10 protein-coding genes and 1 pseudogene are annotated in these 25,138 nt (G+C 44.2%); 10 read left to right on the top strand and 1 reads right to left on the bottom strand.

Features of this window, described 5'->3' with window-relative positions; genetic code table 11:
- Positions 1-32: 32 nt before the first annotated feature.
- The 10 genes and pseudogenes from DW650_RS16875 to DW650_RS16820 all read left to right on the top strand — a co-directional run bounded on the left by DW650_RS16875 (position 33) and on the right by DW650_RS16820 (position 24,665).
- A complete protein-coding gene (locus DW650_RS16875; RefSeq protein ID WP_118210603.1) occupies positions 33-416 on the top strand; it encodes a PrgI family protein in 384 nt (127 codons plus the stop codon).
- On the top strand, positions 388-2,883 hold the full coding sequence (locus tag DW650_RS16870) for a VirB4-like conjugal transfer ATPase, CD1110 family (RefSeq protein ID WP_118210602.1): 2,496 nt from the start codon (positions 388-390) through the stop codon (positions 2,881-2,883). The genes DW650_RS16875 and DW650_RS16870 overlap by 29 nt, the downstream gene beginning before the upstream one ends.
- Complete coding sequence (locus tag DW650_RS16865) at positions 2,883-5,726, top strand: CD1108 family mobile element protein (protein WP_118210601.1); 2,844 nt, start codon at positions 2,883-2,885, stop codon at positions 5,724-5,726. Before DW650_RS16870 ends, DW650_RS16865 begins: the two co-directional genes overlap by 1 nt.
- Positions 5,727-5,822: 96 nt before the next feature.
- A complete protein-coding gene (locus DW650_RS16855; RefSeq protein WP_118210610.1) occupies positions 5,823-6,086 on the top strand; it encodes a DUF4315 family protein in 264 nt (87 codons plus the stop codon).
- A complete protein-coding gene (locus DW650_RS16850; protein ID WP_118210600.1) occupies positions 6,064-7,728 on the top strand; it encodes a CD1107 family mobile element protein in 1,665 nt (554 codons plus the stop codon). The genes DW650_RS16855 and DW650_RS16850 overlap by 23 nt, the downstream gene beginning before the upstream one ends.
- Entirely contained in the window at positions 7,729-9,840 is a 2,112-nt protein-coding gene (locus DW650_RS16845; RefSeq protein WP_118210599.1) for a type IA DNA topoisomerase, read from the top strand.
- A 450-nt stretch (positions 9,841-10,290) separates the two neighbouring features.
- Positions 10,291-11,967, top strand: a complete 1,677-nt coding sequence (locus tag DW650_RS16835) for a DUF2971 domain-containing protein (RefSeq protein WP_118210598.1) — start codon at positions 10,291-10,293, stop codon at positions 11,965-11,967.
- An 877-nt stretch (positions 11,968-12,844) separates the two neighbouring features.
- A pseudogene (locus DW650_RS20185) lies at positions 12,845-20,314 on the top strand (DUF3849 domain-containing protein); the annotation flags it as partial.
- A gap of 49 nt (positions 20,315-20,363) precedes the next feature.
- Positions 20,364-21,242, top strand: coding sequence for a DUF6674 family protein (locus DW650_RS16825; RefSeq protein ID WP_118210597.1), 879 nt, complete (start codon positions 20,364-20,366; stop codon positions 21,240-21,242).
- Between the two features lie 66 nt (positions 21,243-21,308).
- Entirely contained in the window at positions 21,309-24,665 is a 3,357-nt protein-coding gene (locus DW650_RS16820; RefSeq protein ID WP_118210596.1) for an LPD16 domain-containing protein, read from the top strand.
- A gap of 105 nt (positions 24,666-24,770) precedes the next feature.
- Here DW650_RS16820 and DW650_RS16815 read toward each other — a convergent pair whose 3' ends face one another.
- Positions 24,771-24,953 (bottom strand): hypothetical protein, encoded by a 183-nt coding sequence (locus DW650_RS16815; protein WP_118210595.1) that lies wholly within the window; start codon positions 24,951-24,953, stop codon positions 24,771-24,773.
- Positions 24,954-25,138 lie beyond the last annotated feature (185 nt).

Genomic DNA, 25,138 nt, shown 5'->3' with positions numbered 1-25,138 from the left:
CAAATGGGCGATCCATAAGAAAGGAGCAGACAATGGCAATATCCGTACCAGTGCCGAAAGATTTAAGCGGTATCAAGACGAAAGTGGCATTGAACCTTACCAAAAGACAGCTCATCTGTTTTTCGGGGGCTGCCATGACAGGTGTTCCGCTGTATTTCCTTACCAGAGGGATTTTTGGGACACAGGGGGCAGCGTTTCTCATGGTCGGGGTAATGCTGCCGTTTTTCTTTTTGGCAATGTATGAAAAGGACGGTTTTCCGGCAGAGAAGATTGTGTATTTTATGATCCGGCAGAAAATTCTCACACCGGGTATCCGTCCTTATAAATCAGAAAATTTATATGAACAACTGGAGGAACAGGAAAAGATCAGGAGGGAGGTGCGTTATCTTGAAGAAAAGGCTTCCGGAAAAGTCTAAACAACCGGGAAAGAAACCGCAGAAGAAAAAGCAGACAAAAGCGGGACTTTCCTTTAGGGAAAAGAGAAGGCTTGTGGAGTTAAAACGTATTCTTGCCGGGAATGGAAAAGAGCAGAAAAAGCCGGATACGGCACAGAAAACCATCACTTTTAAGAAGATGTTTCGTGACGGGATCTGTCAGGTCACGCACAGGTTTTATACAAAAATGGTGGAATTTTATGACATTAACTATGAATTGCTGGAGGTGGAAGAACAGGGGGACATTTTAGAGGAGTACAGTAAGTTTATCAACTATTTTGATCCGTCCATTAAATTTGAGTTATTTCTGTTCAACAGGCAGGTCAATGAACAGGCACTTGCAGAACAGTTTGACATTCCTTTGCAGGACGATGAGTTTGATGATATTCGTGAGGAATACACGCAGATGCTCAAACACCAGTCGGCAAAGGGCAATAATGGCATCATCAAATCAAAATATATTATTTTTGGTGTGGAAAGCACCGGATATAAGGAAGCAAAAAGCAAGTTAGGGAACATCGAAAAAGATGTGCTGCGTAATTTAAACAATATCGGCACAAATGCCCGTTCTTTAGACGGAAAGGAAAGACTTCGTATCCTGCATGAGTATTTCAATCAGGGAACGATGGAGCCTTTCCGTTTTTCATTTCAGGAAATGGCGGAGTCGGGGAAATCAGTGAAAGATTACATTGCACCACCGGGGTTTGACTTCCGCTATCCGACAAGGTTTAAGTCCGGGAACATCTACGGGAGTGTATCGTATCTGGATATTATCTCACCGAGATTTACGGATGATATATTGAAAAAACTGCTGGATATTGATGATAACCTGACCATTACCATGCATATGCAGACGATTGATCCGGTCAAGGCGATCAAGCAGTTAAAAGCTGCATTGAGCAATATCCAGAAAATGAAGATCGAGGAACAGAAAAAAGCTGTCCGAAGCGGTTACGATATGGATATTCTTCCGACGGACATTATCACCTATGAAAAAGATACCTTAGAGCTTTTGGACGATTTGAACACAAGCAACCAGAAACTTATCAAAATGACATTTCTTATTACCTGTTACGGCAGGACGAAAAGGGAACTGGAAAGTATCACACAGAGGGTATCAGGAATTATCCAGCAGGCGAACTGTAACCTGCGTTGCTTGCAATATTTACAGGAACAGGGACTTATGGCATCTGCACCGATCGGCTGCAATGATACGGGAATTTCTCGTGACCTTACAACAAAAAGCACTGCAATCTTAGTGCCGTTCTGCACACAGGAATTGTTTATGCCAGCACCCGCCATTTATTACGGCTTAAATGCCCTTTCCAACAACATGATTATGGCAGACCGCAAAAGACTTCGTACACCAAACGGGGTGATACTCGGAACGCCGGGAAGTGGAAAATCGTTCAGTGCAAAGAGGGAGATTTTATCCTGTTTCCTAATTACAAGGGATGACATAATCGTCTGCGATCCAGAGGGAGAGTATTTTCCATTGGTGCAGGCATTAAAGGGACAGGTGGTAAGGCTTGCGACAGACTCTAAAGATTTCTTAAACCCGATGGATATTCAGCTATCCCATAAAGGGGACAAGGAAGCATTGAAATTAAAAAGCGATTTCCTGATTACCCTGTGTGATCTGATCGCCGGAGGTAAGGACGGTTTGGAAAATGACGAGAAAGGTATCATTGATGACTGTATCGGTCATATCTACGATGCCTATTTTGAAAATCCTGTGCCGGAGAATATGCCGATTTTGGGGGACTTATACAATGCCCTCTTAAAGTATGAACCGAAAAATGTGGAAAAGGAACTGGCAAAAGAAGCAAAGGCAAAAGCGGTGCGTATTGCAAACAGCCTTGTGCTGTATGTCAGCGGTTCACAGAATTATTTTAATCACCGCACTAATGTGGACTCACAGAACCGTATCATTTGTTTTGACATCAGGGACTTGGGAAAGCAGCTTAAAGAGCTTGGGATGCTGATCGTACAGGATGCGGTATGGAACAGGGTATCACAGAACAGGGAGCGAAAGGTTGCAACCCGTTATTACTGTGACGAGTTCCATCTGCTCTTGAAAGAAAGGCAGACAGCCATTTATTCCGTAGAGATATGGAAACGATTTAGAAAGTGGGGCGGCATCCCGACAGGTTTGACGCAGAACGTGGGCGATTTCCTGCGTTCCGAGGAAATTGAGGGAATTTTGGGTAACAGTGATTTCGTGTATCTGTTAAATCAGAATGCCAAAGACCAGCACATCTTGGCGGATAAGCTGGGGCTTTCGGATAAGCAGTTAGCCCATGTGACCAATTCCGAGCCGGGAAGTGGGCTGATCCTCTTTGATAATGTAGTTATTCCATTCGTAGACAAATATCCGACAAATACAAAGACCTATGCCATTATGAACACCAAACCGGAGGAGTCCGTCAAGAAAGATGAGGTAAGCTGATGGCAGGAAAGAAAAAGAGGAAACAGTCGGATTTCAAACCCAGAGATGGCAATCTTGATACTTTTGGACAATTTGTCCAGAAGTCGGAGAGCGAGAATAGCGGACAGAATGACTTTCAATCCCAGCGGCAAACTTTTGGACAAAAAGTCCAGAAGTCGAAAACGGAAACACACAAATCGCAACAATCAACCTTTGGACAAAAAGTCCAAAAGTCGGAGAGCGAGAATAGCGGACAGGATGACTTTCAATCCCAGCGGCAAACTTTTGGACAATTTGTCCAGAAGTCAGGAAAGGAAACAGAGCCGGAGCAGGAGGAAGGTTATGACCGCAGGGACACTTACAGACCTTCGCAGAAAAAGGCTGTGACAAGGAAATACACACAAAAGCGTTACCGGAAAACTTTTGGACAAAAAGTCCAGAAGTTGGAAACGGAAAACAAGGAGCAGACGGGAAGTGATGTTTTTCGTGAGGAAAAAACATTTGCCGGAGAGCAGAAAGAGTTCCAGAAATCAAAAAATGAAACCTTTGGACAAAAAGTCCAGAAGTCACAGACCGAAAAAAAGGAACAGCCAGCTTTTGGACAATTTGTCCAGAAGTCAGGGGAGGAACAGAAAGCAGATTATCACCGCAGGGACACTTACAGGCAGTCACAGAAAAAACGTGACAGTTCTAAGAAACGGGTGCAGAAAGAGCAGGGCAGTCGGGAACAGAAAGAAAGTACCTTTACAGATAATAGCGGAAGCGATTTTACCAAGAGTACCACAGATACCTTTACCGGGGACACCCAGTCTGAGTTTATCGGGAGTAATAAGCTAAAAAGAAAACAGAAACAGGCAGAAAAAGCAGCCGAAAAAGTCAGAAAGGCAAGGAAAAAACTTCCGAAGAAAAGGGAATATACCTTACAGAGAGTTTTCGACGAGGAAACCGGAAAAGGAAAATATGTGGTTGTGCCTTTGGAGATGGAAAAACCTTATAAACCGGATGGGATTACGAAAAAAGCCATGCAGAGGGTGCAGATCGAGGGCAGGAATTTCGTTCATGGCAAGATTGCCGAGAATGAAAAGGAAAATGCTGCGGTGGAGGGTTTTCATAAGACGGAACAGCGTGGGGAGGATTTGTTTGCATTTATCCGCAGGCAGTACAAGGGAAAGGAATACAGGCAGAGGAAGAAGATCGCAGGACTGGAGAAAAAACAATTCAAAAAGGAAGTAAATTTCCAGTACCAGAAATTTATTGAGGAAAATCCACAGATAAAGAAAAAGGCATTACAAAAAAGACTGCAAAAGCAGCGTATCAAGCGGGAATACCTCAAAGCAAGACAAAGGAAAGCTGCCACAAAGACAGCACAGGAAGCGGTTTTCAAAAGTGCCAATACCACCACTGCAATAGCAAGGAAATTACAGGAGATTGCCCGACGGAATATCGGCGTTTTTATCATGGTGGGCATCATGGCATTGCTTTTGCTTATGATTATGACTTCTATGGTATCCTGTGGTGCGATGTTTGCGGGTACACAGTCCACGATCCTTGCGTCCAGTTATTTAAGTGAACCAAAAGAAATAGATGCGGCAGACTTGCAGTTTACCCGTCTGGAGCTTGACTTGCAGAAGAAAATTGACAACATTGAAACCGATTATCCGGGATATGATGAATATGATTATAATCTTGGGGAGATCGGACACAATCCGTTTACGCTCATCAGTTACCTGTCTGCTGTTTACACACAGTTTACGGCAAGTGAGGTGGCAGATGAAGTGCAGGCACTCTTTGATGCGATGTATGAACTTACCGCAACACCTGTAACAGAAACGAGGACAAGATCGGTTACAAACGCACAGGGGCAGACCGTACAGGAAGAATATGAAGTTAAGATTTTAAGGGTAGTGCTTACGGTAAAGCCTTTGGAGAGCATTGTTGCCGCAAAAATGGATACGGAGCAGAAAGAAACGTATGAGTTGTATATGGAAACAGGCGGTTTGTTACAGCAGTTTGGCTCTCCACTTGATCTGTACTGGTACAACTATGTATCAAGCTATTATGGCTACCGGAAAAATCCAAGTACCGGAAATGAGGAGCTGCACAGGGGTGTGGATATAGCAGTGCCAACAGGCACAACGGTCTATGCGGCACATGACGGTGCGGTGACTACCGCAGCGTATGACAGTTATTACGGAAACTATGTGGTAATCGAGAAAGACGGATATACCACAAAATATGCACACTTAAACAGCCTTCAGGTCAGAAGCGGACAACAGGTAAAAAAGGGAGATGCGATAGGCACAACCGGAAATACGGGAAGCAGTATCGGAAGCCATTTACATATCGAATGTTTGTATAACGGGGAGTATTATAACCCGTTATTTTATTTTGATGTGGGTGAGGGAACGCTTTACGGGGAAACACCGGGAGGTGGCGGAGCAGGTAACAGACCGGGAAATGTCACACCGCCGGAGTCATACGATGATGAAGCGGTGCAGGCACTTATGGCAGAGGCAGAGAAATATCTGGGATTTCCTTATGTGTGGGGTGGTTCTTCACCATCCACAAGTTTTGATTGTTCCGGTTTTGTCTGCTATGTGTTTACCCACAGTGGAGTGCATAATCTTCCAAGAACAACGGCACAGGGCATTTATGACCAGTGTACGCCTGTATCGGCATCCGAAGCCAAGCCGGGGGACATTATCTTTTTTACGGGTACTTATAATTCGGCAAGTGCAGTCAGCCATGTCGGGATCTACTGTGGAAATGGGGTAATGATCCATTGCGGAGATCCAATCGCTTATGCAAGCATCAATACACCGTACTGGCAGAGTCACTTTTATAGCTTTGGAAGATTGAACTAGGGAGGTAGCGTGAAAAATTTCATTTTTCACACACAAGATTTGTGCTTATGCACAAACTTGAGATGCCCTGAAAAGCGGGCAGGAATGGAGAAATTTATGACGAAACGGGAACGAATTGAGAAAGAGATTTCCAAAACGAAAGAGCAGATTGCGGCTATGCAGGCAAAGCTCAAAGATTTGGAAGAACAAAGAAAGATGGCGGAAACCGCCGAAAAAATGCAGATGATAGAAAAGCATAAGATTTCATCGGAGCAGCTTCAATTACTGATCCAGCCTAGTGAAGATGAACTGCGACAGTTATTGTTAGAAAAAGAAAAGGAAAAGGAGCAGAGCAGACATGAAGAAAAAATTATCCATTAAGGTTGTCCTGTCCCTTGTGCTATCGGCAGTATTGTTTACCATGCCGATCGGGGCATTTGTGGCAAATCAGGGAAATGTAGTGGATGTCCATGCACAGGACATGGCGGAAACGGTTGGAAGTGCAGGGGAAACCACTGCATCAGATAGTGAGGGCAAAAAAACGGAAAATCCTAACAGTACAGAAACACAGGAGAGTACCAGTAGCACAGAAGAAAGCAGCAACAGTACGGAGGAAAGCACTGGCAGCACAGAAAAAAACACAGAGGAAAGCACCAAGCCGGAATGTACCTGTGAAGATAAATGCACCCAGTATGAATACGATAAGGACTGTGAAGTATGCAAAAATGATTACAGGGAATGTGCCTATGTGACACCGAGCATAAAGATCACGGTCCGTACACCTTCCGGCTGGCACAAGGATACCACAAAAGTTTCCGTCAAGGTGGAAGATACCCGGAAGTCCGGGAACTTTGCCATTCAGAAAGTACAGGCAAAAATCGCACAGAATGGGAGCTGGATGGATATTACCGAGGATATGTATGTAGAGATTTCCGAGAACAGCACCATTTATGTGCAGGTCACAGACCAGAAAGGGAAAACGTATGAGAGAAACCGTTATATACAGTGCTTTGACTTTAATAAGCCGACTTTAAATGCGGCAGTCAGTGACGGACTTTTGAGTGTGCAGGCACAGGACACAGAGTCCGGTATCAAGGCGGTATATGTAAATGGTTATGAATTTAAGGATCTGACCAATGGGGTGTTAAATATCCGCCTGCAACAGTTTGATGCGGGGTATCAGTATTTTACCATTCAGGCAATGGACAATGCCGGAAATATGTCGGAGGTTTATAAGACAGCCAATCCGTATTACACCGATCCGGAAAATACAGACAGCAATGAGAAGAACCCGGCAGAACAGCTTCCGTCCGATGCACAGGCTACAAAGCCGAGTTCTGCGACGGCACAGGTCACAGAGCATACCAAGACAGACAGTGATGGAAATACCACATCACAGACAAGTGCCGCAGATGCCAAGAAACAGGCAATGGCACAGGCGGTATCTGAACAAAAATCACAGAGCAGTGATACAGACAGCAAAAAGAGTGGGCAGGGAAAGGAATTTTACACCATTCAGACAGCAAGTGAGAAAGTGTTTTACCTTATCATCGACAGGGACGGGGAGGAAGAAAAAGTGTATTTCCTTACCGAAGTGAGCGAAAATGACCTGCTTAACATCACATCGGACACAAGCGAAACACTTCCGAAAAATTCCGCTGCACTGGAGTCTGCTATCCCGGTGACAGATGCAGCATTATCCAATAACAATACAGGAGAACAGACGGACAATCAGGAAGATCAGACAGAGGAGGAAACAGAAAACACCGAAGAAACCAAAGAACCGGAAGAAAAGCCTGTGAAAAAAGAAAATTCCACAATGACCTATCTTGTGTTTGGCGGTTTTGCAGTTGTGGCAATCGGAGCCGGATATTATTTCAAGGTGGTAAGGAAAAAGAAAGAGCAGTTTTTAGATGAAGATGACGAGGAGGATGAGGAAGAAGAAGTTTTTGAAGATGATGAGGACGAAAATGACAGCGAAGATGATTTCTTTGCAGAAGATGACAGTGAGGAGGACGAGTAAATGCAGTTAGTAATCGCAGAAAAGCCGAGTGTGGCGAAAAGTATTGCAGAAGTATTGGGGGCAGAGGACAGACAGAACGGATATTTTGAGGGAAACGGGTATCTGGTGAGCTGGTGTGTCGGACATCTCATTGAGCTGGCACAGCCGGAAAGCTACGGGGAACAGTGGAAAAAGTGGAATTATGAGAGCCTTCCGGTAAATCCTGTGGAGTGGAAATATGAGATTAAACTGGACACGAAAGAACAGTATGACATTTTATATGATCTGTTGCATGATGGCAGGGTAAACGAGGTCATATGTGCGACGGATGCAGGGCGTGAGGGAGAACTGATCTTCCGCCTTGTCTATGACATGGCAGACTGCCATAAGCCGATGAAACGCTTATGGATTTCTTCAATGGAAGAAAGTGCGATCCGGGACGGATTTGCAAATTTACAGCCGGGAAGTGATTATGATAACCTTTATGACTCTGCATTGTGCAGACAGGAAGCGGACTGGCTTGTTGGTATCAACGGTACAAGGCTTTTTACGGTGCTGTATGGCGGAAAGGTGTTAAAGGTTGGGCGAGTGCAGACACCGACGCTTGCAATGCTTGTGGAGCGTGAAGCAAAGATTATGCAGTTTAAGAAAGAACCCTATTTTATGGCACATATCCTTTGCGGCGGCATGGATGCAGCTATGGGAAAGATAAAAGAAAAAACAGAAGCGGAGAAAGTTGCAGGAGCTTGTCGGAACGGACAGGCTCTTGTCACATCTGTGGCAAAAGAAGAAAAGACCATAGCACCGCCAAAATTGTATGACCTTACCACACTCCAGAGGGATGCCAACCGTATCTTTGGTTTTACCGCAAAACAGACATTGGAATATACACAGAGTTTATATGAGAAGAAACTTGCGACCTATCCGAGAACTGACAGCCAGTATTTATCCGATGATATGGAGCAGACAGCGGAAAATGTCATAAAAGCAGTGTTTTCCTCTATCTTGTTTGAGGAAAATGTCATGTTTCACCCTGACACAAAGAGGATATTAAACAGCAAAAAAGTGACAGACCACCATGCCATTATCCCGACAATGGAGATCACAAAAACTGACCTCTCAGCACTGCCGGAAACAGAAATGAAGATACTTTCCATGATTGCAAACAGACTTTTATGTGCAACCGGGGAAACACATCGGTATGAAACTGTGAAAGCAGAACTTACCTGTAATGGTCATGTATTTTCCGCATCGGGAAAATCGGTAGTAAGAAACGGCTGGAAAGATTTTGAAGATGCCTTTAAGCGTTCTTATAAAACAGCGGACAACAAGGAAAGTGAAGAAAAGAAACTGCCGGAACTTTCTGAAGGACAGGTTTTTGAGGGTGTGGACACAAAGGTGTCGGAGCATACCACACAGCCGCCAAAACACTTTACAGAGGACAGCCTTTTATCCGCAATGGAGAGAGCCGGAAGTGAGGATATGGGCGATGATGTGGAGCGTAAGGGACTTGGCACACCTGCCACCAGAGCAGACATCATTGAGAAGCTGGTAAAAGACGGTTTTGTAAAGCGTGAAAAAAAACAAATGATACCGACAGAGGACGGAATGAAGCTCATTACAGTGCTTCCGGATGTGGTAAAGTCCCCGAAGCTGACCGCTGACTGGGAAAATGCCCTTACGCTTGTTGCAAAGGGAGAACTGGACAGGGAAGATTTTATGGCAGAGATTGAGCAGATGGTATCCGAACTGATCCATACTTACCATGAAGTCAGTGACGAGCAGAAAAAAATGTTTGCACAGGAACAGAGAGTGTTCGGAAAATGCCCGCACTGTGGAAAAGATGTTGTGAGTGGAAAGTATGGGGCTTACTGCACCGGAAAATGCGGCATGAATGTAAACAGGATCATGGGAAAGGTACTGACAGAGGAGCAGGTGGAAAGTCTGCTTGCCGGAAAGAAAACCCTGCTCAAAGGACTTACCAGTAAAGCCGGGAAAAAATATGATGCCTACATTATTCCGGAGGGTACAGAGGAATACAGCTACACCAAAGACGGAGAGGTAAAATCCGGTGTGCAGTATAAGTTTACAATGGAATTTCCAAAAAAGAAATCTGGCGGGAACAGAAAATAGAGGAGGGAAACAGGATGTTTATAATGACTTACATTTGATAAAAGAAGAAATTAGCATGGCGGAGCTTTTCGCCCATTCTGGTGTGCCGCAACATAGTATTTTTGATATTATGGAAGGAAACAGAGAGCTGGAAGTGAACATCATGTGCAGAATTGTAGATGTGTCTAGTGTCTGCGTCCATGAACTGTGTGCAGATGAGAAAATCTAAGTACTTGCAGTCAAAAAGGAAACACTCGCAAAGTTGATCGTGGTAAGTGAATTGGATGGCGGGGAGTTGGAAAAATTTATTGTCGGGACTTTAGAAATGGGAATGGCTCAAAATAGAGTTTATAGGCAGTGAGACAAGTGAAATATTTCACTGCCTATTTGCATAGAAAACAAAACTCCAAAGTGATATAATATTTATATATTATATTTAGGTGTATTTTAATGATGTGAGGAGGTTTTTACTTGAAAAATATAAAATTGAATTTTGAAGATATGAAGAATGAAATAAGTAAAGCAGGCGGACTATTTTATCAGTATCGTCCATGCAGGAGAGATGTTGCAACAATATATGATATAGAAAATATAAAGCATGGGGTTGTATATGCACAAACGCCATTAAATATGAATGATCCGTTTGATTCTATGATAGGTTATTCGCCAGACAAGATGTATGAAAATTGTATTTCAATGCTTGTGGATCAGCTAAATATTCAAGATGAAGCTACGAAAATTATTATTACTCAGCTGCTGAAATATAAAGCAATAGGGAAAATGGCAGAATTTGTAGGTATGCTTAATGAACTGAAGGATTATTTATTTTCAAGGAAGAATGCTATGCATCAGACTAACATACCAAATTTAGTTTTTATAAAGAATAATCTAAATGTATTATATAAAAAATGTCCCAAAAAACTAAAAGATATTTTATCTAAGGAGATATTTTCAATATTTTTAGTGGTTGTAAATCAAATGGAGAAGGTTGAGATTACAGAAAAAAACATATCTGATATGTTAAATGCAGACACGATATTGGAGGAATTGTATGAAAAGGCAGTAGAAATTAAGGATAGTGTATATATACCAGGTTTAAGAGAATTTTTGGCAAAACTTACAGTTTCATGTTTTAGTGTGAGCGGATGGGATAATCAATTAATGTGGTCACATTATGCCAATTCTTATGCAGGAATTTGTATAGAGTATGATTTTAATCAAATTAAGGAACCAATTGGTTTTATATATCCAGTTGAGTATACTAAGGAAAGACCTACATTATCGTTGCAGGATTTAGGAATAATAGGTTTTAGTATGGAAAAAGAGGGAGGCATAAAATCATGTGAACCAAATATGGAAGCTATACTGTCATATTTGTTAGCTAAAAATATATGCTGGAATTATGAACAAGAGTGGAGGATAATTAATGTAGGTGAAGAAAATACACCATTATTTATTGATTTGCCATTTGTAAAGTCAATTACTTTTGGAATGAATATAGATCCAATATGTAAACATTTATTATGGGATTTATGTAAAGAAAAAGAAATTGAATGTTATGAAATAGAAGTTAGCACAGAAAATTTTGAGTTAAGCAGAAGAAAACTTTTGGATAGTGACTTTACATATGATATGGATGTGGAAATTTCTTATATTGATGTTTTAATAAAGCAGATTTCAATATTTTCAGATCGCTTGAATAAGATGGGAGAAAATATTGATGAAAAAATTCAGAACATGAATTTTTCTGACGTTAGTCCAATGTTTTCAGATACTATTGATATGATAACAAATTCTTACTATTTAAAAATGTCATTAAACAGAATATGTGATAATGAGAAAGAAGAACTTTTATTATCAGGAATGCCAGAAGAAATATCATCAAACATACTGTTGGTAAATGATTTTGTTTTTCGGGCAAAAGAAATGGCGGTATCATCAAAAGAAAGCATTCTAAAGTTAGCATTATCGGGTATACTTAGGAGCGATGATTACATTATAATGCAAAAACAATTATGTGATATACAGGAACTGACTGAAAAATTTGAAACCATAGAGTGGAATCCGTTATGTTTTAATAAAACATTAGAGAATTCAGAAGGTAATGATTCTGTATTTTCAGAAGGAGATGAATCAGTAAAAATATGATAATGCTTTATATGAATTAAAAATCAAAATTAAATAAGATTTATCATTACTGGTGGCAATGGATCATAAACGAACCATAGCCACCTTTTTTATTGCATAAAATTACGAAAACTAAGAAATGGAGGACTGCATGAGAAAGTATAAAATGGTGTCCGCACTGGCAGAGGAAACATCAAAAGAAGTCGTGCGGAATGAAGAAAACTGGATGAGATACTTAAATACAGCATCCAGATTTTACAAGTACCCATTCAAGGAACAGCTTCTGATCTATGCCCAAAGACCGGATGCAACTGCCTGTGCTTCGATAGAAATCTGGAACCAGAAGATGCACTGCTGGGTAAACAAAGGGGCAAAGGGAATTGCACTGCTCGACGAGGGGACACATTCGGGATTGAAATATGTCTTTGACATTTCCGATGTGCATAAGGCAAGAAGGATCGGACGTTTCCCGAATGAGTGGAAAATGCGTGACGAGCATATAGATACCGTTATGAAGCGTCTGGAGCGCATTTACGGCGAAACGGATAAGGACAGCGGATTTATCGGGCGTATCCGTGAGATTGCCGGAAGAATGGCATCTGATTATGCCGGTGAGATCGCCGCAAATATCCAGTACAGTGTCAAAGGCAGCTTTCTGGAGGAGTTGGATGACTTAAACCTTGAGGTTCGGATCAGGGAAACACTGGCGGACAGCATCACCTATATGGTGTTAAAAGGCTGCGGCTTGGATGAAAAGGAGATTGCCGAGGAAATCAGTTTCCCATACATTCATGATTTTAACACAATAGGAGTGCTGTCACATCTTGGTGAGAACGTGGCAGAAATGTCAAAATCCATGCTTTTGGAAGTAGGCAGGGCAGTCAGAAATTATGACAGACAAAATTCCCACCAGAAAGGACTTGCAAATGATTCAGAAACACGCTATAATGCGTTAAAGCGTGAAAGTGATGCGCAGGACGAACAATCTATCGAACAGACCGGAAAAGACGGGGAAAGGGGCAAAAATGATGAAATTAGATTACGAACAGAACGGGGATTACCTGATACCGATGTTACAGGTGGACAAACAGCCGGAGGGAACACTGACGAAGTACGGTCACATGAGGGAGAAATTCCTCAAGGAACACCGGAAGGGAGTCCACACAGCACTGTCACTGGAAGGGAAACTGAAAGAACATCTGTTGATGATACAGGAGCAGGCGGAGGAGAGAATGGAGTTTCTGACCGAGCAGATGAAACAGAGCCAGGGAGTGACGGAACAGCTCAAAGAGGAAGATCAGATGCTTTGGGTAGCCAAAATGAACAACATCAGACAGGCAGCGGAGGAGATCGTGCTGACGGAACTGATTTACAGCTAAATACCGGGGAAGGTTATCAACAATTAAGCCTGTTCCCCAGTTTCGAGGAACAGATCGGAACAATCGCAGCAGCGGAAGCAAGTATGCAATATACTATGCCCGCTGCTTTTTCTTTGCCACAGGAACAGCTTGAAGCCATTCTTAGAAGTGGTGGCGGCAGGAATAACAGCAGGAAGCGTATCTATGCGAAGTACCAGCAGGGTAAAAATGCAGAGGAAATGGTGGATTTCCTGAAAAATGAATACCAGACAACCGGAAAAGGCTTTGAATTTGACAACCACCCGATTTCCCTGTGGTTTGATGAAACAGGGATGCGTGTCGGGTATGGAACATCGGCAAAGGAAAATCCGGTGGCACACATGGACTGGCAGGAGGTCGAGAGCCGTATCCGTTCTATGGTAGAGCAAGGCACCTATATGAGTGCCAATGAGGTATTTCTGGTCGATGGTGTGGAGCGTGAGAGGGTTGCAGACCATATTTACTATTTTTTCCGTGACGGCATACAGGAAATGCCGGAAAGTCTGGAATTAAAGCCTGCAAACTATCCGGACAGTATTTCCCGCCTGTGTGAGCTTTTGTCCGATCAAAAAGGGATCGAGCTGATCGGCAGGGAGATAGAAAAAGCCAAAGCACAGCTTGAAAGCGGGGAAAAACAGCTTGTATGGCGGTATGTAAAGTCACCGGAGTATCTGTTGGAACAGCTTGATGATCTGGATGATATGTTTACCGCCAAACGGGAATTTCCGGTACAGGATACTGTGGAAGTCAGGACAGAAGATTTTATCACACAGGATGAGATTGATTACAGGCTGACAGGCGGAAGCGGGATTGAACATGGAAAATTCCGTATCTATGAGTATTTCATGGAGGGACATGAGCCAAAGGATAATGTTGCTTTCTTAAAAAATGAATATGGTTCTGGTGGAAGTTCCCATGCACTTCCGGGAAGTGACAGCGGACACGAGGATCACGATGCAAAGGGTATCCGTCTTGGGAAAGGAAGTTTCGGAAATCCGTATGCAGAGGTGCTTTTGAACTGGAATGTGGTGGAAAAGCGTATCAGAGAGCTTGTAAAGGCGGATAAATACCTTTCCGCAGAGGGAAAGGAAGCCTATGCAGCATATAAGCAGGAACAGGCAGAGAGAGCCATGCGAAGGGAACAGGAAAAGCTGGAGCATGGTGTCCGCATGGAGTGTAAAAAAGCCATTGAGAGAGCGATAGCAGATAATTTTGACGGCTATACCCTGCCGAGGGAGACTGCAAAATCAGTCATTGAGCAGTATGGAAAGGACAGGGTGGAATATGTTCTTGCAAATACCATTACGCATTTATCCTATGACGGACGTTTTTCTGTAAACAACAAGGAATGGGCAAAGGGGATTGTACCCGATGCGGATTGGGAAACAAGGGACTTGATCGTGACTTCACACCCTGCGGTGTTAGATGGCTTTACCAATCAGGCAAGGCGTTATCAGGAACTTGAAAAAGAGCCGGAAAAACAGCCTGTACCGGAAAGTGGAGAAAAGGAAATCACAAGAGAAACATCACAACAGGATACATCATCTTTGGAAGCCATCAACAGTCAGGTGGAAGAAATGAGGACTGTGGTACAAATCTGCAGTGCGTTGGGCATGGAGAAAGTGATCGGCTGGAACGAAGCAGCACAGGCAGTCACGCTTACCTCTGACGGACAGACCATAGAGGGCAAGGCAGTTTATGACCTGATCGTGCCACAGGCGGCAGATTATGTGTTGTTGCAGACGCTTGGCGGGGAAACACAAAAAGCGTTGGATATGGATGCGTTGCTGAAGGTTGCAAGGGAATATGTCAAACGGTACGAAAATACAGTAGAGCAGTCTATCCCAAAAGAAGAAGTAGCGCAGGAAGAACCGCAGGAAGATGTGTTAGATCATTCCGAACAAAATGCCAATGCAGAGCCGGAGATACCACAGCTAGGACAGTTGGAGGTAACGGAAACATCGGAGGACTCTATCACAGGAGAAGAAGATACTGCAAAGGAAATACCGGCAGATGAGAGGGAAAATGCGGGAGAAAAGGCAGAAAGAAAGCCGCAGATTGATAAGAGCCATGCAGTCAACTTCCATATCACGCCACAGCCGGAGGAAACGGTTGGAAAAGGATTTATACCAAAAGAGAAGTTCCGCCAGAATATCGAAGCGATCCGTACACTGGAAAAGATTGAGAGTGAAAACCGCTTAGCTACACCGGAGGAACAGGAAATTTTGGCAAAGTATGTCGGCTGGGGCGGTCTGTCAGATGCCTTTGATGAAACCAAAGCAAACTGGGCGGCAGAGTATCAGGAATTAAAAGGTCTTTTATCAGAGGAAGAATACAACTCGGCAAGGGAGAGTACCTTAAATGCCCACTATACAAGCCCGGTTATCATACAGGCAATCTATGATGCCCTTGAAAAAATGGGGTATTCCAAAGGAAACCTGTTAGAGCCAGCAATGGGAACCGGAAATTTCTTCGGGATGCTTCCGCAGTCCATGCAGGACAGCAGGCTTTACGGTGTGGAGCTTGACGGACTGACCGGACGCATTGCAAAGCAGCTTTACCCGAAAGCAGACATTAAAATCGCAGGCTTTGAAAAGACGGACTATCCAAACGATTTCTTTGATGCTGCGGTGGGAAACGTGCCGTTTGGTCTGTATAAAGTTGCAGACAGGCAGTATGATAAAAATAACTTCCTTGTGCATGATTATTTTTTCACAAAAACACTGGATAAGGTCAGACCGGGCGGCGTGATCGCATTTGTCACAAGCAAGGGGACAATGGATAAGAAAAATTCGGAAGTCAGAAAATACCTGGCACAGAGGGCGGAGCTTTTGGGTGCGATCCGGCTTCCGAACACAGCGTTTCAGGAAAATGCTGGAACAGAGGTCACATCGGACATTCTTTTCTTAAAAAAACGTGACAGGTTAATGAATATTGAGCCGGACTGGGTGCATCTGACGGAAAATGACGATGGCATTGTCATGAACCAGTATTTTGCAGACCACCCGGAAATGGTCATGGGAAAAATGGAAATGGTGTCCGGGGCGTATGGCATGGAAAGCACCTGTGTGCCGGATACGTCCAGACCGTTATCGGAGCAGTTGCAGGAAGCGGTCGCAAACATCGAGGGCAGCATAGATGAAATCGAATGGGACGATCTGACCGAGGAACAGAACAATGAGAGCATCCCTGCAGATCCGTCCGTGAAGAATTACAGTTATACCGTTGTGGATGACGGTGTGTATTACAGGGAAAATTCCATGATGAAGCCTGTGGACGTACCGGAAACCACAAAACAGCGTATCAAGGGCATGGTGCAGATCCGTAACTGCACACAGGAATTGATCGACTTTCAGCTTGATGAGTACCCGGAGAGCATGATAAAAGATAAGTAGGCAGAATTGAACCAGCTTTATGATGCATTCTCTAAAAAATATGGTCTGCTCAATGCCACTGCAAACAAGAGGGCTTTTAATCAGGATGCAAGTTACAGTCTGCTGAGTTCACTGGAAAAATTAGACGATGGGGGCAACTTTAAAGGCAAGGCGGATATGTTTACCAGGCGTACCATAAAAAAGCAGGAAGTGGTCACGAGCGTGGACACGGCAAGCGAAGCACTGGCGGTATCACTGGGAGAAAAAGCAAGAGTAGACCTTGCCTATATGTCGGAGCTTTCCGGTAAAAGCGAGGAGGAAGTGACAAAGGAGCTTGCCGGAGTCATTTTTCAAAATCCGGTGACGGAAAAATGGGAAACCGCGGACGAATATTTGAGCGGGAATGTCAGGGAAAAGCTGGCTACTGCAAAAGTATTTGCCCAAAACCGCCCGGAGTATGCGATCAATGTGAGTGCGCTGGAGAGGGTGCAGCCGAAAGAACTGGACGCAAGTGAGATTGAGGTGCGGATTGGGGCAACATGGATTGACACAAAGTACATCGAGGATTTCATGCGTGAAACCTTTCAGACACCGGACTATCTGTTTGACCGCAACATTGTGGGCATACAGTATTCCGATGTGACCGGACAGTGGAATGTAAAGGGAAAAAATGCAGACAGGGGCAATTCCCTTGTCAACATGACCTATGGAACCGGCAGGGCAAATGCCTATAAAATTTTGGAGGATTCCTTAAATCTGCGTGATACCCGCATTTTTGATACGATTGATGAGGATGGATATGAAAAACGTGTCTTAAATAAAAAGGAAACCATGCTTGCCAGCCAGAAACAGGAAGCAATAAGGGAAGCCTTTAAGGACTGGGTATTCCGTGATCCTGACCGCAGGCAGGTGCTTTGTAAAAAATATAATGAAATATTCAATTCCACCAGACCGAGGGAATATGACGGTTCGCATCTGAAATTCCCCGGCATGACACCGGACATCGCACTCCGCCCGCATCAGCTTAATGCAGTGGCACATCAGTTGTATGGAAATAATACGCTGCTTGCCCATTGTGTGGGTGCGGGAAAGACCTTTGAAATGATTGCTGCGGCAATGGAGAGCAAACGGCTTGGGTTGTGCCAAAAGAGCCTGTTTGTCGTGCCGAACCATCTGACGGAGCAGTGGGCAGGCGATTTTTTAAGGCTTTATCCGGGTGCAAATATCCTTGCAGCCACCAAAAAAGACTTTGAGCCAGCCAACCGGAAAAGGTTCTGTTCCCGTATCGCAACCGGGGAATATGATGCCGTTATCATCGGTCACAGTCAGTTTGAAAAAATCCCGCTTTCTGTTGAACGGCAGACTGTGATCATAGAAAAACAGATTGCAGAGATCGAGATTGCCACAGAAGCAGCAAAGGCAGAAAAAGGGGAGCGTTATACCATCAAACAGATGGAAAAAACAAAAAAATCCTTGAGTACAAGGCTTGCAAAATTGAATGACAGTTCCCGCAAGGATAATGTCGTTACCTTTGAGCAGTTGGGCGTGGACAGGCTGTTTGTGGACGAGTCGCATTGGTACAAAAATTTGTTCCTTTATACAAAAATGAGGAACGTTGCGGGCATTGCGCAGACGGAAGCACAGAAGTCCTCGGATATGTTTGCAAAGTGCCAGTACATGGAAGAACTGACAGGCGGAAAGGGTATCACTTTTGCAACAGGAACGCCGATCTCAAACAGTATGACGGAGCTTTACACCAACATGAGGTATTTACAGTATGATACGCTCCAGAAATTGGGACTTGGCAATTTTGACAGTTGGGCGGCAACTTTCGGGGAAACGCAGACCGCCATAGAACTTGCACCGGAGGGAACCGGCTACCGGGCAAAGACGAGATTTGCAAAATTTTTCAATTTGCCGGAGCTGATCCGTCTTTTTAAGGAGAGTGCCGACATTCAGACACCGGATATGTTAAAACTCCCTATACCGGAAGCGGAGTACGAAAATGTGGTCTTAAAGCCGAGCGAATACCAGAAAGAAATGGTACAGTCCCTTGCAGATCGTGCGGAAAGAATCCGTAACAGGGAAGTTGAGCCATATTTCGATAATATGCTGAAGGTGACCAACGATGGAAGAAAACTGGCACTTGACCAGCGTTTAATCAATGATATGCTGCCGGATGATGAAAATTCAAAGGCTTCAACCTGTGTCAGTAAGGCATTTGAGATATGGGAGGAAACAAAAGAGCAGAGGTCGACACAGCTTATCTTCTGCGACCTGTCCACACCAAAAGGGGACGGGACATTCAATGTTTATGAGGATATAAGGGATAAGCTGATAGAAAAAGGAGTGCCACCGGAAGAAATTGCATTTATCCATCAGGCGAATACAGAAAACCAGAAAGCGGAGCTGTTTGCAAAAGTGAGAAGCGGACAGGTTCGTTTTTTATTGGGATCAACCGCAAAAATGGGAGCCGGGACAAATGTGCAGGACAGGCTTATCGCACTCCACCACATAGATGTGCCGTGGCGTCCTTCTGATATTGAACAGCAGGAAGGACGTATTTTAAGACAGGGTAATCTCAATCCGAAAGTCAAGATTTTCCGCTATGTGACAGAAAATACCTTCGATTCATACTCTTGGCAGCTCATAGAGAACAAGCAGAAATTTATCGGTCAGATCATGACAAGCAAATCCCCTGTGCGTAGCTGTGAGGATATAGATGAAGCGGCACTTTCCTATGCGGAGGTAAAGGCACTTGCAACCGGCAATCCCTACATAAAGGAAAAGATGGATCTCGACATACAGGTGTCAAAACTCAAACTTTTAAAGGCAAACCATACCAGCCAGCGTTACCGTTTGGAAGATAATATCACAAAAAATTATCCGACGCAGATCGCAACCATGAAAGAACGGCTTGAGGGGTATCGTGCGGATATACAGACGTACCAGGAGCATAAGCCTGTGGACAAAGACAGTTTTTCCATGAAAATCGGAAACCGCATTTATACGGACAAAAAAGAAGCCGGGGCAGCACTGATTGATATGTGCCGGAGTGCAAAACAGCCGAACATGGCAGTGACCATCGGGGAATATCAGGGTTTCCGTATGAAAGTGTCCTACGATACTTTTTTCTCAAAATTTACCATCAATCTCAAAGGGCAGTTGAGCCATGATGTGGAGATCGGTGCTGATCCGCTTGGAAATCTGCAAAGACTTTCCAATGCCTTAGAGGGCATGGCGGGGAGAATGGAAGATGTAAAACAGAAACTTTCCAATGTGGAACATCAGCTTGAAACTGCCAAAATCGAGGTAAAAAAGCCGTTTGCACAGGAACAGGAGCTTGCGGAGAAGCTGGAGCGTTTAACAGAATTAAATGCCCTGTTAAATATGGATGAAAAGGGCGATAACATGGCAGATTTAGGCGGGGACGAGCCGGAAAGCGGAGGAACAGGCGGTCAGAGTGTCGCAGACAGCAGGCATGACCGTATTTCCGTGAAAGAAAAACTTGCGGAAATGAAACAGAAGCTGTGTGGACAGAAATCCATGCAGAAACCGGAAATCACAAAGGAAAAGGGCAGGGAGGAAAGCCGCTAACCCTTTTCCGTACCAGAAAATCATAAAATCATACATTCAGGAGGTCATTATGGAAACAAACCAGACAGTCGAGGAGCAGACAATAAACCGGCAGGACACCGCAGAGAATGATGCGGTCAGACTGCTCTTAGAGCTTTTGGAACAGCAGAAAGCACCGTCACAGAACTTTATGGAAGTGTTGCAGTACGTCGCAGGGATGCAGATGCAGCTTAATGTAATGGTAAACGAGCTGCAAAGCGTAAAAGAACAGCTTGGGAAGATGCAGGAGAGCCAGCCGGAGGAAAAAAAGCATCCCCTGTTGGAAAAATTATCCCACCTGCAGGAGAAGGTAACAAATCTTGCCACGCATTTATCAGAGATAAAAGATAAGTTGGTGGACACCGCTGTGCAGGCGGTGTCTGCTTTTAAGGAAAAAGGCAGGGAAGAAATGAATAAAGTCCTTCAGAAAGGACTTTCCGGCGTGAAAGAGGCACTATTGGGACACCGGGAGCATCTGCTTGGCACACTGACCAGTTATGAGCAGACTGCAAACCAGATCGACAGCATCGGTGACGAATTAAAGCAGATCGGAAACAGTGCCGCCAATGTGGGCAGACTCCTGTCCGGGAAAGGGACAAAAGAGATTTCCGGGGAAGAACCGGGGATTGCCATAACCAGAGCCATCAATGCACCGGTGAAGAAGCATATCGCAAAATTAAAAAAACAGATGGATGGGATTGATCGGACGATTGAGAAGATAGATGGTATTTCATCTTCCCTCAGTGCCGGAAAAAATATAGAAAAAGATGCAGAAAAAGATGCAGAAAAAGGTGAAGAAAAAGGCACGAGGGTATCTGTAAAGGAAAAATTATCGCAGATGAGAGCAAAATCGCAACAGCAGAAAGTACCGGAAACGTCGAAAGCGAAAAGCAAAGAAGAATGTTTATAAGAGTTTGGAGAGAGCAGGTAGAGAAATCTATCTGCTTTTTCTGTGGAAAAAAGGAGGAAATTTATCATGGCAGATGATTACACGAACACAGGGAAACAGACAGAAAAGCAGAAAGTACAGGAGATCACGCAAAAGCTGGAGCAGGGGATCAAAGATGTATTTGAGAGCGAAAAATATAAGGAATACCTTACCACCATGTCAAAATTCCATCATTACAGTTTGAATAATACCATGCTGATCGCCATGCAGAAGCCGGATGCCACACTTGTTGCAGGCTATCAGGCATGGCAGAAAAACTTTGACCGTCATGTAAAGCGTGGGGAAAAGGGTATCCGTATCCTTGCACCCGCACCGTATAAGATAAAAGAAGAACGGGAAAAGACTGATCCGGTGACTGGGGAGATCGTGCTGGATAAAAACGGGATGCCGGTGATCGAGGAAGTGGAAGTGAAGCTCTCCGCTTTTCGTGTTGTCCCGGTCTTTGATGTGTCGCAGACAGAGGGAAAGGAGCTGCCAGACATTGGCGTAAGTGAATTGTCCGGAAGCGTGGAAGATTATGAGGATTTTATGCAGGCACTCACGGAAATCTCGCCTGTGTCGATCGGATATGAGCAGATCGACGGGGATGCAAAGGGATATTTCCATACAGAGGAACACAGGATTGCCCTGCAGGAGGGCATGAGCCAGAGCCAGACCGTAAAAACCGCTGTCCATGAGGTTGCTCATGCAAAACTCCATGACAGGGAATTAAACAGTGATTTAGAGGAAAGCATACCAAAAGACCGTAATACCAAAGAGGTGGAAGCGGAGAGCGTTGCCTATACGGTATGTCAGCACTTCGGGATAGATACCTCAGACTATTCATTTGGGTATATCGCAGGCTGGAGCAGCGGGAAAGGCATGAAAGAACTGAAATCTTCTCTTGATACCATAAGAAAAACTTCATCGGAATTGATTACAGGCATTTCCGAGCGGTTACAGGAATTAAAAAGGGACAGGGGACAGGAACAGGACAAAGAAAATCTTCTTCTGATAGAAAACAGCGACCTCACAAAATACAGTCTTTTGCGTGTCAGTGGAATGGATGTAGAGCAGATAGCGGAAGCACTCTCCGTGATGGGCGAAGATGATAAGCTGAGTATTGCGGCATATCTGGAGAGCAAGGGTGCATGGACGGCGGAGATCGGAAACGAGGACACAAAGGAGTTTGGCGTTTACCATCTGGATGTCCGCTACAATACGGATACCAGTGAAATAAAGACATTTTCGGATAAACATACGATAGAGCAGGAATTAGAGCAAAATCCGGCAGGAAAGGAAGGGGAAAACATGAATTTGGATCAGGTATCTTATTATGTGATAGAGAATATTCCCACATGGGCGGATAACAGCCAGAACAGAAGTAAACTGGAGCGTTACGACAGTCTTTCGGACGCAATGGAGCAGTTTGGAAAGTACAGGGCAGATGTCACCGATGAGAGTGAGGACAGGGCGAAAACGACGATCGGAGCAAGCGTAAACGGCATAGAATTTGATGTAGCCTATGCCATAAAAAGTGATAATGTCCTGTCCCTTGATTTTACACACAGCCAGACAGCACAGGAGAGCAGCCACTTCATGGAAGCCTTGCAGACCTTGTGTGCAGAACTTCCGGTAGATAAGGTGCGTGTGCATAGGACGATGACACCGGAGGAAAAGAAAGAGTTTGTAAAACAGCGTTTCCAGAACCAGTTAAAGCAAAGTGGGATTGAGGATGACAGCTTTTACATGACAAGATTTGATATGCTGTATGAGCAGGGAAAAATGAATGACCTTATGCCGACAGCCAACCAACAGCAGCTTGTGGAAGATGTGCCATATACAGAATGGGACAATCCATATTTCCAGATGGAGGAACTGGAACAGATGGCATTTATGGCTGGGGATAAGTTTGTCAGCATACAGGTTTGTGATGATGGGTATGATTATTCCATTTTTAACACAGATTATACACTGTTTGACGGCGGTATGTATGATGATGCGGAAATATCCATTCATGCGGCATTAAAGGAAGTTTTGGAAGATATTGGGGTAAAGGATCAGAAAGAGCTTGTTCCGGTGGACTATGACGGACTCATGGAAAAAACAGAAGCGGCAGAACAGGCAAAGATACAGGCAAAGAGCATCGTTTCGGACTTCAGGGCAAAAACAAATGAGATGTTCCATGAGATCAGCGGTCTGAATGCGGAAGATATGGAAATGACGGCAAGGGCGCATATCCTGTCAAAGCTGGATGATTTTGACCTTGACGCACAGATCGTAGATGTCGTGGTATCCGGAAGCTGGTGCAGAGGTCTGGAGCAGGAGGGTTCCGACATAGACATTGTGGTGGAATATAAGGGCAGTGCGAACGAAGATACCCTGTTTGCTGTATTGAATGAAGATGAATTGAAAATTGGCGGTGTCAGGGTGGACATCAACCCGATCACAGAGGGAAAGACAGGCACACTCGAAACCTATCTTCCTGGTATGGAAAGTTATCTGGAGCAGAAACGGGTGGAAATGGAGAACGCCGTTGCTGAAACAGAAAAAGTACCGGAAAAAACGATTACATGGACGGTTGCAGAATGTGGGGAGTTTCACGATATGGGGGAACTGCATGAAAATGTTGAAACGGTGGAGCAGGCAATCGACTTTTTCAATAAAATCCCGCCGGAGAGGATGCATGGTATTCCGAGCATTGGTATCCGGATGCACACAGAGGGAACGGAAGAATACGAGGATGTGCAGATGGATGTCTTTTCCGGTGGGGTGGCAGACCTTGAAATGCTTGAATATGTACCGGATATAACCGACGATCCGAAAGCAGTTGCCATGATACAGGAATTGATCGACAAGCTGCCGGACATTGAGGTGCGGGGGTCACTGGAAAAATGGCAGGCGGGTTTTCTTGCTACCGAGATCGACCAGCTTTCCTACGACTATGATACAAACCAGTATAAAGACACCGTAGAGGACAGGGAAGCACAGGTAGCCAATATCACGGAGGATATACGAAGCGGCAATGTGGGATACCTCAATGATTTTTTAAATGCGATCATCGCAGAAGAAGTCCGGGAGGGCATTACAGACATTTTCGGGCAGGGAACGGACATTTCAGACAGTGAAGCGGTGCAGACTGCAAGAAAGGCGAAAGAGCTGCTTGACAAGCTGGCAGAATATAAGCCGCTGGCAAAAATCGAGGAACTGGAAGAACAGAATTATAACATGATAGATAACGTCTTAAATAACGGCGCAGAAAAGAAAGAGGATGAAAAAGCAAAGACCAGAGTATCCGTCAAGGAAAAGCTGGCGAAGAAAAAAGCGGTCATAGAAAAGCGGGATAAAGCAGAGAAAAACTGCCCAGAAAAGGATGCCGAGAAAAAGGCACACAGAGAGATATAAAAATATAATTCATTTTGCAAGACATAAGAAAAGAGAGGATGTTTTGACAGGCATCCTCTCTAATAATATATGCAGGTATGTCTCTAAAATAAGGTCTGCACATAGTTAAGCATTGGTTACTGCTCCAAAAAAATTTATGATTTCTTCTTTTGACAAATCTCTGGAAGATACTTTCTTAGGAGTTATCTTATCAGCGGCATCGGCAGCATTTTCTAAAGCAGTTACAAATGCTTCGGCAGTTTTAGAGTCCTGAATAATGATATTGTGAAAAATACTTTGTGTCGCCATGAAATTCGAGACCGTTTCAAGTTTTGTGTAAACGTTAAAAACTGATATAAGATTTGTGAATAGTTACAAATGGGCAGAGCCGATTTTCCGGATTCTGCCCATATTTGGTTTGCGCGCCATGGGCGTGCTCTAATGGGTGAAAGTCCCGAACACGCCTAGGCAACGAGGAAGTGTATAGCAGAACA

This window comes from Roseburia sp. AM23-20 (assembly GCF_003470905.1).
Classification (GTDB): domain Bacteria; phylum Bacillota; class Clostridia; order Lachnospirales; family Lachnospiraceae; genus Roseburia; species Roseburia rectibacter.
Note: the sequence above shows the minus strand (reverse complement) of the source record. Positions and strands in the feature narration are given on the sequence as shown.